This window comes from Maricaulis sp. ABE4_448 (genome assembly GCF_056160825.1).
Window position 1 is genome coordinate 314,738 of sequence record NZ_JBSWXX010000003.1, and the last position, 14,793, is coordinate 329,530.

The 14,793-nt window shown below is 64.0% G+C and carries 14 protein-coding genes; 9 read left to right on the forward strand and 5 right to left on the reverse strand.

Translation table 11 applies throughout. The annotated features are described in order from the left end of the window. The first annotated feature begins 59 nt into the window (after positions 1 to 59). The 9 genes from ACXAJV_RS10590 to ACXAJV_RS10630 are packed head-to-tail and all read left to right on the forward strand — an operon-like array spanning position 60 to position 7,655. Positions 60 to 536 carry an Rrf2 family transcriptional regulator gene (locus tag ACXAJV_RS10590; RefSeq protein WP_475085128.1) on the forward strand — a complete coding sequence of 159 codons (477 nt, stop codon included), beginning with the start codon at positions 60 to 62 and terminating at the stop codon, positions 534 to 536. Positions 537 to 540: 4 nt separating this feature from the next. Further along, positions 541 to 1,704 (forward strand): cysteine desulfurase family protein, encoded by a 1,164-nt coding sequence (locus tag ACXAJV_RS10595; protein ID WP_475085130.1) that lies wholly within the window; start codon positions 541 to 543, stop codon positions 1,702 to 1,704. A gap of 1 nt (position 1,705) precedes the next feature. Then, positions 1,706 to 3,181, forward strand: a complete 1,476-nt coding sequence (gene sufB / locus ACXAJV_RS10600) for a Fe-S cluster assembly protein SufB (protein WP_475085133.1) — start codon at positions 1,706 to 1,708, stop codon at positions 3,179 to 3,181. A gap of 18 nt (positions 3,182 to 3,199) precedes the next feature. After that, complete coding sequence (gene sufC, locus ACXAJV_RS10605) at positions 3,200 to 3,964, forward strand: Fe-S cluster assembly ATPase SufC (protein WP_475085135.1); 765 nt, start codon at positions 3,200 to 3,202, stop codon at positions 3,962 to 3,964. Between the two features lie 3 nt (positions 3,965 to 3,967). Beyond that, positions 3,968 to 4,999, forward strand: coding sequence for a Fe-S cluster assembly protein SufD (sufD, locus tag ACXAJV_RS10610; protein WP_475085137.1), 1,032 nt, complete (start codon positions 3,968 to 3,970; stop codon positions 4,997 to 4,999). Then, a complete protein-coding gene (locus ACXAJV_RS10615) occupies positions 4,996 to 6,237 on the forward strand; it encodes a cysteine desulfurase (protein WP_475085140.1) in 1,242 nt (413 codons plus the stop codon). Before sufD ends, ACXAJV_RS10615 begins: the two co-directional genes overlap by 4 nt. Before the next feature lie 8 nt (positions 6,238 to 6,245). Beyond that, entirely contained in the window at positions 6,246 to 6,677 is a 432-nt protein-coding gene (locus ACXAJV_RS10620; protein ID WP_475085142.1) for an SUF system Fe-S cluster assembly protein, read from the forward strand. 22 nt (positions 6,678 to 6,699) lie between these two features. Next, on the forward strand, positions 6,700 to 7,059 hold the full coding sequence (locus ACXAJV_RS10625) for a HesB/IscA family protein (RefSeq protein ID WP_271186800.1): 360 nt from the start codon (positions 6,700 to 6,702) through the stop codon (positions 7,057 to 7,059). A 5-nt stretch (positions 7,060 to 7,064) separates the two neighbouring features. Next, positions 7,065 to 7,655 carry a glutathione S-transferase N-terminal domain-containing protein gene (locus ACXAJV_RS10630; RefSeq protein ID WP_475085144.1) on the forward strand — a complete coding sequence of 197 codons (591 nt, stop codon included), beginning with the start codon at positions 7,065 to 7,067 and terminating at the stop codon, positions 7,653 to 7,655. Between the two features lie 61 nt (positions 7,656 to 7,716). Here the strand turns inward: ACXAJV_RS10630 and ACXAJV_RS10635 are convergent, their stop codons facing one another. The 5 genes from ACXAJV_RS10635 to ACXAJV_RS10655 form a co-directional block, all read right to left on the reverse strand. Further along, positions 7,717 to 8,709, reverse strand: coding sequence for a GGDEF domain-containing protein (locus ACXAJV_RS10635; protein ID WP_475085148.1), 993 nt, complete (start codon positions 8,707 to 8,709; stop codon positions 7,717 to 7,719). 255 nt (positions 8,710 to 8,964) lie between these two features. After that, positions 8,965 to 10,341 carry a DEAD/DEAH box helicase gene (locus ACXAJV_RS10640; RefSeq protein WP_475085150.1) on the reverse strand — a complete coding sequence of 459 codons (1,377 nt, stop codon included), beginning with the start codon at positions 10,339 to 10,341 and terminating at the stop codon, positions 8,965 to 8,967. 112 nt (positions 10,342 to 10,453) lie between these two features. Further along, positions 10,454 to 11,728, reverse strand: a complete 1,275-nt coding sequence (locus ACXAJV_RS10645; protein WP_475085153.1) for an amidohydrolase family protein — start codon at positions 11,726 to 11,728, stop codon at positions 10,454 to 10,456. Further along, the gene (locus ACXAJV_RS10650; RefSeq protein ID WP_475085155.1) at positions 11,728 to 13,179 is read right to left on the reverse strand and encodes an amidohydrolase; all 1,452 of its coding nucleotides are present in this window, start codon (positions 13,177 to 13,179) and stop codon (positions 11,728 to 11,730) included. The genes ACXAJV_RS10645 and ACXAJV_RS10650 overlap by 1 nt, the downstream gene beginning before the upstream one ends. Positions 13,180 to 13,281: 102 nt before the next feature. Next, positions 13,282 to 14,559 carry a TetR/AcrR family transcriptional regulator gene (locus ACXAJV_RS10655; protein ID WP_475085158.1) on the reverse strand — a complete coding sequence of 426 codons (1,278 nt, stop codon included), beginning with the start codon at positions 14,557 to 14,559 and terminating at the stop codon, positions 13,282 to 13,284. Between the last annotated feature and the right edge of the window lie 234 nt (positions 14,560 to 14,793).

Here is a 14,793-nt window from a genome sequence, read left to right on the forward strand (position 1 = left end):
GAAAGGCGGGTCTTAGCATGATCGGTACGCGGGATGCGAGCGTTTAAGGAGGCAAACGCATGAAGCTGAGCACAAAGGGACGTTACGCCGTCATGGCGATGGCCGATCTGGCCCTGGCCAGCGAGGACGGGCCTGTGACGCTGAGCGATATCGCCTCGCGCCAGTCCATCTCCCTGTCCTATCTGGAACAGCTCTTCGCCAAGCTGCGCCGTGCGGATATTGTCTCCTCCATCCGCGGCCCCGGCGGCGGCTACCGCCTCAGCCGAAAGCCGACGGAAATCCGCATCTCCGACATCATCATCGCCGTCGACGAGCCGCTGCGCGCCACGCGCTGTTCCAGCGCCAAGGGCTGCCTGGCCGACGGGCGCCGCTGTATCACGCACGATCTGTGGGACGAGCTGGGCCGGCATATCTATCTCTTCCTGTCCTCGATCACGCTGGAAGACGTGCTCGAACGGCGCCTCCTGGGCGCTGCGAGCGGTGCGCTCGGGCGGATGGAACGGCCCAGGCCTGTTGCCGAGCCCGCCACGGTCTGAGCGGATGCGGACATATCTCGACCATAACGCGACCACGCCGGTGAGACCGGACGTGATCGAGGCGGTAGCGCACGCCATGAGCCTGACGGGCAATGCGTCTTCGGTGCATGCCGACGGGCAGGCCGCTCTGCGTCTTGTCGAGACGGCGCGGCGCCAGGCGGGCAAGGCGCTGTGTGCGCGGGCCGAGGATGTGATTTTCACCTCCGGCGGCACCGAAGCCCTGAATCTGGCGCTGCACAGCGCGATCCGCGCCGGCGGTGCCGGCCGCATCCTGCATTCCGCCATCGAGCATGAAGCCGTTGCCGATACGGCAAAGGCTTCCGGCCTGCCGGTCGAGGAAATTCCCGTCACCGCGGCCGGTCTGGCTGACCTCGGCTGGCTGGAAGACCGGCTGGGCCATTGGGATACGGCGCGCGACGGCCGGCCGGTACTGGCGCTGATGCTGGCGAATAACGAGATCGGCACGATCCAGCCGGTCGCCGAAGCGGCCGCCCTGGTGCGCGAGCATGACGGGCTGGTCGTGGTCGATGCGATACAGGCCGTGGGCAAGATCGCAGTCGATTTTGCCGCGCTGGGCGCCGACTACATGGCGATCTCGGCGCACAAATTTGGCGGCCCGCAGGGCGTGGGCGCGCTGATCGCGGCCTGCAATGCCCCGATGGAGCGGCAATTGCGCGGCGGCGGCCAGGAGAAAGGCCGCCGTTCAGGCACGCTGAATGTCGCCGGTATTGCCGGGCTCGGCCTGGCGATCGAACAGGCCGTGGCGGGGCTGGACGATTTCGCTCGCCTGGCAGACTGGCGCGATGCCATGGCGGCCGGCCTGAAACAGGCGGCGCCGGATATCCACATCCTGGGTGAGGGCGCACCGCGCCTGCCCAACACGCTGGGCATCGCGGTGCCGGGCTGGAAGGGCGAGACCCAGGTCATGGCACTGGATCTGGCGGGTTTTTCCGTCAGCGCAGGCTCGGCCTGCTCGTCCGGCAAGGCGCACGGATCGAAGATCGGCAATGCAACCGGGCTGGACGCGGATGCATCGCGCGGCTTCCTGCGTGTCTCGCTGGGTTGGAATTCGACGGCGGATCAGGCAGACGCCTTCGTGAAAGCCTGGAGCGAGGCTCACGGGCGTGCCCGACCCGAACATTCAAACGCACTCAAGGCGGTGAGCTGACATGGCTGCGGTCAAGGAAACCATTGAAGACGTCAAGAAGCTCGAGGCCGACAAGTACAAGTACGGCTTCACGACGGATGTCGAACAGGAATTCTCGCCCAAGGGTCTGGACGAGGAAACGGTGCGCTATATCTCGGCCAAGAAGGGCGAGCCGGCCTGGATGACCGAATGGCGCCTGAAAGCCCTCGAGCGTTTCTTCCAGATGAAGGAGCCGGACTGGGCGAAGGTGAAGTATCCGCCGATCGATTTTCAGGACATCTATTACTACGCCGAGCCCAAGGCCGGCGCGAAGTATGACTCGATCGACGATGTGCCCGCGGAAATCCTCGCCGATTTCGAGAAGCTTGGCATTCCGCTGAAAGAGCAGGAAGTGCTGCTGGGTGTGAAGGGGTCGGAGAACCGCGTTGCGGTCGATGCCGTGTTCGACTCGGTGTCCGTTGTCACGACCTTCAAGGCGGAGCTCGCCAAGGCCGGCGTAATCTTCTGCTCGATCTCCGAGGCGCTGCGCGATCACCCCGAACTGGTTCGCAAATATCTCGGCTCGGTCGTGCCGGCGTCGGACAATTATTTCGCCACGCTGAACACGGCGGTCTTCTCCGACGGCTCCTTCGTCTATGTGCCGCCGGGCGTGCGCTGCCCGATGGAGTTGTCGACCTATTTCCGCATGAATGCGGAAGGCACAGGCCAGTTCGAGCGCACCCTGATCATCGCCGACAAGGGCGCCTATGTCTCCTATCTGGAAGGCTGTACGGCACCGATGCGCGACGAGAACCAGCTGCACGCCGCGGTCGTGGAACTGGTCGCGCTGGACGACGCCGAGATCAAGTATTCCACCGTCCAGAACTGGTGGCCGGGCGACGAGAACGGCAAGGGCGGCGTCTATAATTTCGTCACCAAGCGTGGCGATTGCCGCGGGAAAAACTCCAAGATCTCCTGGACCCAGGTGGAGACCGGTTCGGCGATCACCTGGAAATACCCGTCCTGCATCCTGAAAGGCGAGAATTCGCGCGGCGAATTCTATTCCATCGCCGTCACCAACGGGCATCAGCAGGCCGATACCGGCACCAAGATGATCCATCTGGGCAAGGGCTCGACCAGCCGCATCATCTCCAAGGGTATCTCCGCCGGACGGTCCGACCAGACCTATCGCGGCCTGGTCTCGGTCCATCCCAAGGCCGAGGGCGCACGCAATTTCACCCAGTGCGACAGCCTGCTGATCGGCGATCAGTGCGGCGCCCACACCGTGCCCTATATCGAGTGCAAGACGCCCAAGGCCGTGCTCGAACACGAGGCGACGACGACGCGCCTGTCCGAGGACCAGCTCTTCTATGCCCGCCAGCGCGGGCTGGACGAGGAGGCGGCAACGGCGCTCTTGGTCAACGGTTTCGTGCGCGAGGTCCTGCAGGAACTCCCGATGGAATTCGCCGTGGAGGCCCAGAACCTCCTCAAAGTGTCTCTGGAAGGCAGTGTCGGCTAGATTTTGCGAGAAAAAACAATGCTCAAGATAGAAAACCTCCACTGCAAGGTCGAAGCCGCCGATGGCGAGCAGAAGCCGATCCTGAAAGGGCTCTCTCTGGAAGTGCCGGCGGGCGAGGTGCATGCCATCATGGGCCCCAACGGGTCCGGCAAGTCGACCCTCTCCTACGTGCTGACCGGCCGTGATGGTTACGACGTGACCGGCGGCGATATCGCCTTCGGTGGTGAAGATATCGGTGAGATGGAGCCGGACGAGCGCGCGGCGAAGGGGCTCTATCTCTCCTTCCAGTATCCGGTGGAAATCCCCGGCGTGCCCACCATCACCTTCCTCAAGGAAGCCCTTAACGCCCAGCGCAAGGCGCGCGGCGAGACGGAAGTGTCGGCGCCGGAATTCATGAAGCTGATCCGCGAGAAGGCGAAACAGCTCGGGGTGTCGATGGACATGCTGAAGCGGGCGGTGAATGTCGGCTTTTCCGGCGGCGAGAAGAAGCGGATGGAAATCCTGCAGGCGCTGGTGCTGGAGCCGAAATTCCTGATCCTCGACGAGACGGATTCGGGCCTCGATATCGACGCGCTGAAAACGGTATCCGACGGTGTGAATGCCCTGCGTGCGCCCGATCGCGGCATGCTGGTCATCACCCACTATCAGCGCCTTCTGGACCACATCACGCCGGACCGCGTCCACGTCATGGCAAACGGCCGGATCGTGAAGTCCGGCGGTCCCGAGCTTGCCAAGGAGCTCGAGGCGGAAGGCTATGACAAGTATCTCGGCGAGGCGGCGTGATCGATGACGGCGCTACTCACCCACACGCCCGCTGAACAGGCACTTATGGAAGCGCTGCAAGGCGCCACCGGCTGGCGCGCGCAATTGCGCGAGGCGACGCGTGAACACGGCCTGCCCACCAAGCGCAACGAGTTGTGGAAATGGTCAGACCTGCGCCGCGCCGCCAATGACGTCTCCGCCGCCGGCGAGCTTGTTGTCGACGGGCTCGAAGCGGCGTCCCTGCGTCCGGAAGACGGGGTTCGGCTGAACCTGACGCTGACGGCGAAACCGGGTGCCAGCGCGGCCGATGCGGAAATCACCGTGCCGGCCGGGCATGCGGTGACGCTGGTCGAACATTACCGGGCCGAGGCCGGAGCGCTGGGCAATTGGCATCTGAAGATCACGCTGGAAACGGGCGCGCGGCTGGACCGTGTGTGCATCGCTGCCGATGCGCCGGACGGTGTCTTCGTGTCGTCGGCCGAGATCGTGCTGGCGCCGGGCGCGGCGCTCAATCAGCGCACGTTGGACTTCGGCGCCAAGCTCTCGCGCATCGAGACGCATATCACGCATCCGGGCGAGGGCGCTGACGTGGATCTGGGCGGGGTCTATCTGCTGGATGCCAAACATCATGCCGACACGACGACGGTGGTGCATCACACCGGCCCCGGCGGCCAGACCCGCCAGCTGGTAAAGGGCGCAGCCGCTTCGCACGGCCATGGTGTCTTCCAGGGCAAATTCATCGTCGACCGGGCCGCCCAGCAGACCGACGCGCGCATGACGCACCGGGCGCTGATGCTGGACGACCGCGCCGAGATCGATGCCAAGCCGGAACTGGAAATCTATGCCGACGACGTTCAGTGCGCGCACGGCAATGCGCTGGGTGCGATCGACGAGACGGCGCTGTTTTACATGCGCCAGCGCGGCCTGCCGGCGCCGAAGGCGCGGGCGCTCCTGATCGAGAGCTTCCTGGCCGAGCCGCTGGACGGCATCGCCGATGAAAGCCTGCGGGAGCCCCTGAAAAGCGAGCTGCGCAACCGGCTGGAGGCGCTGTCGTGACCCATCAGCCGAAAATCGGGGCACCGCTCAACATCGACGCCATCCGCGCCGAATTCCCGATCCTGCAGCGCGAGATCAATGGCCGGCCACTGGTTTATCTGGACAGTGCCGCCTCGGCGCAGAAGCCGGAATTCGTGATTGAGAGCGTGGCGGGCGTCTATCGCGCCTCCTACGCCAATGTTCATCGCGGGCTTCACACCCTGGCAAACGAGACGACCGAGGCCTTTGAGGCGGCGCGTGAGGACGTGCGCCGTTTCCTCAATGCCAAGAGCGCAAACGAGATCGTTTTCACGCGGGGATCGACCGAGGCGATTAACCTTGTTGCCCACACTTTCTGCCAGATGCTCCGCCCGGGCGACGAGATCATCATCAGCCGGATGGAGCATCATTCCAATATCGTTCCGTGGATATTGCTGAGTGAAAAGAATGGCTTCACCCTGCGTTGGGCAGATGTAACCGAGGCGGGCGAACTGGATTATTCCCAGCTGGCAGGCTTGGTTAATGAGCGGACCCGCCTGATCGCGATCACCCACATGTCGAACGTGCTCGGCACGCTCAACGACATCACGCGGGTGCGGGCGATCCCTGGCGCGGCGGAGATTCCTCTGCTGCTCGATGGCTCGCAATCGGCCGTGCACCTGCCGGTCGATGTGCAGGCCCTCGACTGCGACTTCTTCGTCTTCACCGGTCACAAGCTTTACGGCCCGTCCGGCGCCGGCGCGCTCTATGCCCGCGGTGACTGGCTGGACCGTCTGCCGCCCTATATGGGCGGCGGCGAGATGATTGCCGACGTGTTCGAGGACCGTGTGACCTTTGCTGACGTGCCGCACAAGTTCGAGGCGGGAACGCCGGCGATTGCCGATGTGATAGGCTTGGGCGCGGCGATCCGTTGGGTGGAGCGTCATGACCGCGTGGCGGTGATGGAGCATGAGCGCGCGCTGATGGATCGGGCGATGGCCGGGCTGGCGGAGATTGACGGTCTCACCGTGATCGGCACGGCCCAGGACAAGGGCGCCATCATCTCCTTCCACATGGAGGGCGCACATCCGCATGATGTCGCCCAGATCCTCGACAAGTACGGCGTCGCCGTGCGGGCCGGCCACCACTGCGCCCAGCCGCTGATGCGCCGTCTGGGGCTGAGCGCCACGGCGCGCGCCTCCTTTGCGCTCTACAACACTTTCCAAGAGGCCGATGCGTTTGTTGACGCATTGAAAAAGGCCCGCGCGTTTCTCATCTAGGCTTTGACATGACCCAGACCACAGACCGAGACATGATCGATCTGTCCGCACCGCGGACGTCCGCCAAACCGGCTACGCCGGCCGAGGTGGCGGCTTCCGTTTCACCACCTGCGGGCGCAATCCCGCAGGACGAGCTGGCGCGCATCACCGATGATATCGTCGCGGCGCTCAAGACCGTGTATGATCCGGAAATCCCGGTCGACATTTACGAACTCGGCCTGATCTACAAGGTCGATCTGGAAGACGACCGGACCCTGAAGGTGGAAATGACGCTGACCGCGCCGGGATGTCCGGTGGCCGGCGAGATGCCCGGATGGGTCCAGGAGGCCGTGGAGAAGGTCGACGGGGTCGAGCGCGCCCTGGTCGAGCTGACATTCGAACCGCCCTGGACGCCGGACCGCATGTCCGACGAGGCGCGGCTGGCGCTGAACATGTTCTAGACGCAACTGGATGCGAAGCACGATGACCCGACGCGAAAGACCCAAGGCTGTCACTCTGACCGATGCTGCTGCTGCGCGCGTCAAGGAGATCATGGCCAATCGCGGCGCCGGCTTCCTGCGGGTCGGTGTGAAGAATGGCGGCTGTGCCGGCATGGAATACGAGATGGGTTATGTCGAGGCGCCCGAGGCGCTGGACGAGCGCGTCGAGGACAAGGGTGTGGAGATCGTGCTGGAATCGAAGGCGCTGCTTTTTCTTCTGGGCACCCAGATCGATTATGAAGTGACGCCGCTGCACGCCAAATTCGTGTTCAACAACCCCAATCAGACCGACGCCTGCGGCTGCGGGGAAAGTGTCACCATCGTCCCGGCCGTGAGTGCCTGATCTCCATGAAGCTGATCATCTCCTCGACCTCGCCCTATTCGCGCAAATGCCGGGTGATGGTGCGCGAATTCGCTCTGGGAGAAGCGATCGAGGAGGTGGAGGCCCACCCCTTTGATGATGATCCGGACCTGCTCAGGGCCAATCCGCTGGGCCGCGTGCCGTGCCTCCTGATGGATGACGGCCAGGCGCTGACCGAAAGCGCCCTGATTGCCGACTATATCGCCGAGCGTGCCGGTGAGCCCTGGCCTCGCGACTGGACGGACCGCCGTCTGGAAGCGCTGGGCAGCGGGCTGCTCGATCTCACGGTGATGCGCCGGGTCGAGATGGTGCGCGATGAAGGCATCCGGTCGGATTTCTGGATCGGCCGGCGCGAGCGCGGCATCCAGCGGGCGCTGGACGAGTTGGAGGCGGGCATGGGCGAGGCGGACAATCCGCACGCGCAAGGGCCGCTGACCATGGCCGTAGCGCTGGGTTATCTCGATTTCCGCTATCCCGAGTGCGACTGGCGGTCGGGCCGTCCGCGACTGGTGGCCCTGCATGATGCCTGGGCCTCGCGGGCAAGCTTCCAGTCGACCCAGCCACCGGCCGACGGATAGAGCCGCAAAGAAAAATGCCGCCCTTGAGGCGGCATTATCTTTTCCAGCAGAGACAGCGTGATCAGGCGGCGGCAGACCGGCTGGGCGTGGTCTCGTCGCCGGTGGACCGGTTCCGGCCTTCCGTCTTGGACTTGTAGAGATTGGCGTCCGAACGCTCGATCAGTTCCTCGATCGATTCACCGTCGCGATAGCCGGCAATGCCGAGCGACACCGTGATATTTCCCAGATCCTCATTGGTGGATTTGCGCAGCAGCTTCTTCGATTCGACCGTCTTGCGGATCTTTTCCGCGATTTCCTTCGCCGTCGCCGTATCGGTGTTCGGCATCACGATGCCGAATTCCTCGCCGCCATAGCGGGCCACGACATGGTGTTCCAGCGAGTGACGCGTCAGGCAGCCCGCAACGAAACGGATGATCTGGTCACCGGTCTGGTGACCCCAGGTGTCGTTGAAGCGCTTGAAGAAGTCGATATCGCACAGGATCAGGCTCATCGGCGTTCCGTCGGACTCCGAAGCCCGGCGGGCGCGGCGCAGTGCTTCGTCGAAGCGCTTGCGATTGGCGATGCCGGTGAGGGCATCGGTCATGGCTTCTTCTCGGACCCGTTCCAGGTGGGTCTTCAGCTGGGTCACTTCGTTGGACGTTGCCTGAAGTTTGTCCTCGAGCGCCTGGCTGCGCCGTTGCATGCGCGCCGTGGCGGAGACCAGCGATTCGACCAGACGCTTCATGCCGGCGGCATCCGGGCTGGCGACAAGTTCGTGCGTGGCGCCTTCCAGGGCCTTGCCGTAGGCAACAGTGTCGCGCTCGGCCGCTTCCAGCGACTGTTTCACAGCGCCGAGCTCGCGGCTCATCAGACTGCCGCTTTCCAGGATCGCATCCTGGATGGCCTTCCACTGGAAGTATTGTTCGAAGAGTTCCGCGTTGACGGTTTCGCTGAAGGCCTCGCCGGCCTCGATATGGGTCCGCAGGGTTTCACACAGTTCCGGATTGGTATCGCTCGCGAAGCAGATCCAGACAGCGTAGTTTTCCGGCGTCGGAGCGACGTCAAACTGATCCATGAGCTCAAGCGCCTTGTGCGCGAACTCACGTCCTTCCTTGCCAAGCAATCGACCGTTCACGAGATACGTCCTTCCCTTGGCGAACGAGCTTCTTCGTCCGCGACAATCCGGAGACTAGGGGGGAAAGGAAAAGAAGAGGTAAAAATTGCTCATATCGTATGAGGCGGACGCAGATTGTTCTGGCGTTTCATACGATTTTAGCGGGTGGTCCGCCGCCGCTCCGGCGGATACCGGGGCGGCGGCACGCAGCCAAATCTAGGTCATGAAGTCGGGTACGTGATCGCCAAATCCGACGACGCGATTATCGTCGTGATCCTGGCGCCGGCGCGACCTTTCGCGGGCAGGCCGGTTGCCGGACGGTTTGTCGTCACGTGCCGAAGTTGCCGGTTTCTCCGCGGGCTTTTCAGCCGGGTTTTCGGTTGTCTTTTCAGACGTCTTGCTGCTGCTACGCGTGCTGCGGCTTTTGCGGGGAGCCGGCTTTTCGGTGCCCGGTGCCGGAGCCTGTATGCCTTCCAGCGGCAAGTCAGGGACGTCCTGCTGGATCAGCTTGAGAACGGCGCTCAGCGACTTGTCGTCGGCCGATGTGGTGATCGTGATCGCCTCGCCGGTCTTGCCGGCGCGGCCGGTCCGGCCGATGCGGTGCACATAGTCATCGGCATGGTGCGGTACGTCATAATTGAAAACGTGGCTGACATCAGGGATGTCGAGTCCGCGCGCAGCAACGTCCGAGGCCACCAGGAAGCGCAGTTCCCCGGATTTGAAGCCGGCCAGCGTTGCGGTGCGGGTGGATTGGTCCAGATCGCCGTGGATCGGGGCGGCAGAAAAGCCGTGGCGCTGCAGCGAGCGGGCAACGATGTCCACATCGCGTTTGCGGTTGGCGAAGATGATGCCGTTCTTCACGCCGTCGCGGTTCATCGCGGCGCGCAGGGCAGCGCGCTTGTCCTTGGCGGCCGACGATGCCGACTTCACAAGATATTGCTGGATATTCGCGCCGGTTGTGGCGGGCCGGGCAACCTCGATCCGCTCGGGGTCGTTGAGGAAGCGGTCGACGAGGCTCTTGATCTCCTTCGGCATGGTCGCCGAGAAGAACAGCACCTGGCGGCGCGGCGGTACCATGTTGAAGATGCGTTCGAGGTCAGGGATGAAGCCCATGTCCAGCATGCGGTCGGCTTCGTCGACGACGAGGAATTGCACGCCATTCATCAACAGCTTGCCGCGCTCGAAATGGTCGAGCAGGCGGCCCGGCGTGGCGATCAGCACATCGGCGCCCTTGTTGAGGATCTCTTCCTGGGGCCCGAAGGCAACGCCGCCGATCAGCAGCGCCATGGAGAGTCTCTGACCCTTTGAATAGGTCTCGAAATTCTCGGCGACCTGGGCCGCGAGCTCGCGCGTGGGCGCAATGATCAGCGAGCGCGGCATGCGTGCCTTGGCACGGCCGCGCGACAGGCGCTCGATCAGGGGCAGGGTGAAGGACGCGGTCTTGCCCGTACCAGTCTGGGCAATACCAAGGACATCGCGACCGGCCAGGGCGGGCGGGATGGCGCCGGCCTGGATCGGTGTCGGGTCGGTATACCCGGCAGCTTCAATCGCTTCGAGGAGTTTCGGGCTCAGTCCGAGTTCAGCGAACGTCATGGCGTCCTTTGTTTGACACACTAAGAACAGCGGCCGCGCCGTGAAGGCGCGGCCGCAGGTGGGCGCAAAATACGGACACCGTTCGTTGTGTCAACGCAACAGGGCCGAAAGCCTAGCGTCTATAGGCGTATGGCGTGTCGTCCGTGATATTGATGTAACGGTCGCGCAGTTGTGTCTGCCGCGATTCAAGCGCAGTCGGCTCACCATCGATGAGGACTGCAACCGGTGCACTCATCACTTCCAGCGGATCTCCGTCCCATACCACGACATCACCGGCATAGCCCGGAGCGAGGGCGCCATAGCGGTCGCCGACGCCATAGATTTCCGCCGGCGTCAGCGTGATGGCGCGGAAGGCTTGATCCCATGGAACGCCGTTGGCAACGGCATTGCCGGCATGTTGTGGCACCAGGCGGGCGTTGAAGTATCCGTCCGCCGTCGGGGCGGTGGAATAGGCGACATCAACACCTGCCGCCTGCAGGCGTGCCGCGTTCTGCAGCGAAGCACCCAGGGCATCGAAGGAAGAGGGCAGGTCTTCCAGCGGATCCACGATCACCGGAATACCGGCCGCGGCCAGCTCCTCGGCGACCATCCAGCCTTCCGCTGCCCCGACCAGGATCAGCTGGATCGGTGCATTGTCGGCCTTGAAGCGGATCGCCCGGCGGATGTCCGCTGCACGATTGACGGCCATGACCAGCGGTACGCGGCCGCGGGCGACGGGCAGCAGGGCCGCCGCATCATAGCGGTTCAGCGCGTCGCCCTGGTGATCGCCCGAGAAGCGCCCCGGATACCCGCGGGCGTCAGCCAGTGCGGCTTCCAGGAAGGCCCAGGCCGCCGGACGGGAGCCGCCGGCGCGGCCGGCGCCCGATTCGGACAGGTCGGCATAGACGAAGCTCCCGGCCTGGAAGAGCGAGTCGGCATCGCCGCTCGTGTCGATCAGCGCGCCCTGGCCGGCGAAGATATTGTGGCCGGTGGACGGGAAGATCGCTGCCCGCGTGACGCCTTCCACCCGATTGGTCGCCAGATAGGTGCCGGCCGGGTTGAACCCGTCGGCGACATCAAGGGCGACCGAGAAGGGCGACTCGCCTGCACTGTCGTCCGTGGTCGAGCCTTCCAGGGCGACCTCGATCAGGCCGAGCTGGGAAAAGGCCGCGAATACGCCGGGCGTGACCCAGTTGCCGGAGGCATCGATCACGGTGGCGTCCTCGGGGATTTCCGCCCCCGCACCGACCGCGACGATATCGCCGTCACGCACGATCACGGTGGCATTCTCGAGAATGCCGGCATCGGTATTGGTGACGACCCGGCCATTGGTTACGGCATAGGTCTGGGCGGCAGCCGGTGCAGCGAGGGCCACACTGGCCGCCAGAACTGAAATCAGCTGTTTCATTACTGCTCTCCTTCGCCGGGCTGGCCGAGCATGAAGTCGCGGACGGGCTGGAGATCGCTGTTGCGCCGGTCATAGCTCAGCGCACCGTCGATCCAGACCTGGTCGGCCCGCGTGTAGGTGGAAAAGGGATTGCCGGACCACAGCACTACATCGGCGCGATAGCCTTCCTGCAGCGAACCGGTCTCGTCGCCGATGCCCAGAGCCTGCGCCGGACGCGAGGACGCCCATGCCCAGGCCTCGGCTTCGGAGATGTCCAGGCCGGCACGGCGGCCGTCGGCGAGCGCCTTGGCGATTTCCTGGTTGAGACGCTGGATGCCGTTGGCGTCGTCCGAGTGGATCATGGCGCAGGCGCCATTGGCGTGCGTCATGGCCAGGTTTTCACGGACCGTGTCATAGGCTTCCATCTTGAAGCCGCCCCAGTCTGCCCACACGGCGGCACAGACATTGTGCTCGGCCAGCAGATCGGGGATCTTGTAGGCTTCCACGGCGTGGTGGAAGGTCGTGACCTGGTAGCCGAACTCCTCGGCCATATCCATGATCTGGGCCATCTGGTCGGCGCGGTAGCAGTGTTGCTGCACCAGGATTTCGCCTTCCAGCACACCCATCAGTGTGTCGAGCTCGAGATTCTGCGTCGGCGGATCGACATCCTCGCCATTCTCCGCCGCTTCCCAGTATTCATGCCAGCTGTCGCGATAGTTCGACGCCTCGATCCAGGAGGCGCGGTAACCGGCCATATTGCCCATGTCCGTCGCCGGCGAGCGGCCGCGATTGCCGTACACGCGCGACGGGTTTTCGCCGCAGGCCATTTTCAGCGTGTAGGGCGCATCGGGGAATTTCATTTCCTGGACCGTACGACCCGGTACATTGCGCAGGGTGATGCCGCGGCCGCCGAACAGGTTGGCCGAACCGGGCAGCACGTGCAGCGTGGTGACGCCGCCCGCGAGGGCATGTTCGAAACCGGGATCCTGCGGCCAGACCGAGTGCTCCACCCAGACTTCCGCGGTTACCGGCTCGGTCGCCTCATTGCCGTCGGAATGCGCATGCACGCCCGGCGAGGGATAGGCGCCCAGATGGGAGTGGATGTCGATAATGCCCGGCGTGACATAACGGCCCGCGCCATCGATCACGCTCGCGCCGTCAGGCGCTTCCAGGCCTGTGCCGACAGCGGCGATTCGGCCATTCTCGATCAGCACATCGCCATTCTCGATCTGACCGCCGATCCCGTCGAGCACCGTGGCGCCGCGGATCAGCGTCGTGCCGCTGGGACGCGGCGTATAGGTGGACGGATACGGATCCAGATTGATCCGGACGATATCGCCGGATCCGCCCGAATTGCTGCCCGAGGACCCGGATTCGCCGGAAGAGGCGGTGTCCGAGCCACTGCTGCAGGCAGCCAGGGCGATTGCGGCGGTGCACGCTGCAAGGGCTGGCAGGCTTGGCTTCAGTGTCATCGTGATATCCCCATTTGCGTCCGCAGGCCTTGTGCGGCCGACGGAAGAGCGGGAATTGAACGCGCTTCGGGGTGAAGCGTCAAATGCTGCCTTGGGGAGCGTTCAGGCCGCGCCGGGGTCTTCGCCGAACAGCACGGCAAGCCGCGTTCGAAGGCGCTCGCGCGAGATCGTGCTTCTGCGCTCTGGCGGGGCGCAACGCAGCGAGCGGATCATGCCGAAGGTGCAGATCGACATGAGAAAGGCGTCTGTGCGCGTCGGCGCTCGCGGGCTTTTCAGGGAAGCAATCAGTGCCGCCGATGTGGTCCCGCGTGTGGCGGCAAGATGCAGCATCAATCCGGAGAGCTCCGGGTCGCGCCGTGCGGCCAGGAATGTTTCTTCAAAGGCGGTGAGTTCCGGCCGGATCTGTCCATCGGCGCGGCTCAGTGGCTCCGCCATGATCTCAACAAACTCATCCATGGACTGCGAGGCCGGCGGCAGGACTGGCCGCTGTTGCTCGATTTCCCGGACGAAGCCGAGATAGATGCGTTCGAAGGTGGCGCGCAGGATGGCATCGCGCCCGTCGAACAACCGGGTCGTCGCCGACAGCGCCACGCCGGCCTCCTCCGATATCGCCCTGTGTGTCAGGGCTGCGGCACCGTCACGGGTCAGGAGACGGGTGGCGCCATCGAGAATGCGCTGAGCAGTCGGGTTGTCCGGAACACGACTCTGGCCAGCCCGCTGCTGGTCGGTGGCAATAGCGAGATGCTCGATCCGTTCGCGCCAGGGCGCTGCTTCATGCCAGCGACCGCGAGCCGTGTTGGCGAGGTAGTGCGCCGTTGAAATCACCCAGGCTGTTGTTCCTGTCCCACTGCGTGCGGGAACCATGAGTGCTGCCGCTACAAAGAATTCTGCGAACATGCTCGCTTTCTCGCGAGCGACCCCGAAAGCCGGAATTGTATCGGCAAAGAAACCGGTTATGGCGGCATCCCAGTCGTGGGCAATGGCGGCAAAGCCGTCAGACCGCCCGCCTTGCAGCGATGTGTCGGCCGCGATCAGCGTGCTGTCCCGCCGTGCGACAGCACGTTGCAGGCACAGTGCAGCAAACCAGTCGGGAAGCAGATCGGGTTCCGCACCCAGTTCGTCAACCTGTCGGGCTTCCCCGGCCAGCCAGTCGGCGTCTTCGCGTTGAGTCTGGCGTGCGGCTTCGATCAGAAGCGAGTCCTTGGAGCCGAAGTGATAGTTGATCGCTGACACGGGGGTTTCTGCGGCCGAGGCGATCGCACGCGCCGTTGCACCGCGGACCCCGCCCCGCGCCAGCAGCTTGGCTGCGGCATCGACAAGGGTGCGGCGGACATCGGACTGGGGGGAGATCCGGGCGGTCGTTGTTTCGGGAAAGGTCATGGCGGCGAGCCTAGCTGTGTTCGGGGAAGCACACCAGCTCTATGCCGAGTGAGTACAATCGTTCAAATTGATTGAAGTTGGAAGCCGAAGCGTCGGCGCGGGTGATCTGCCGGCTTCTGCAAATGATCAAAAAAACAACCATATAGCAGACATATTCACATTAGTTTCGCGAAAACAATGCAGTTTTGACATGTGATTGTCGTCCAAACTTCATTGGGTACAAATGTTCAAATT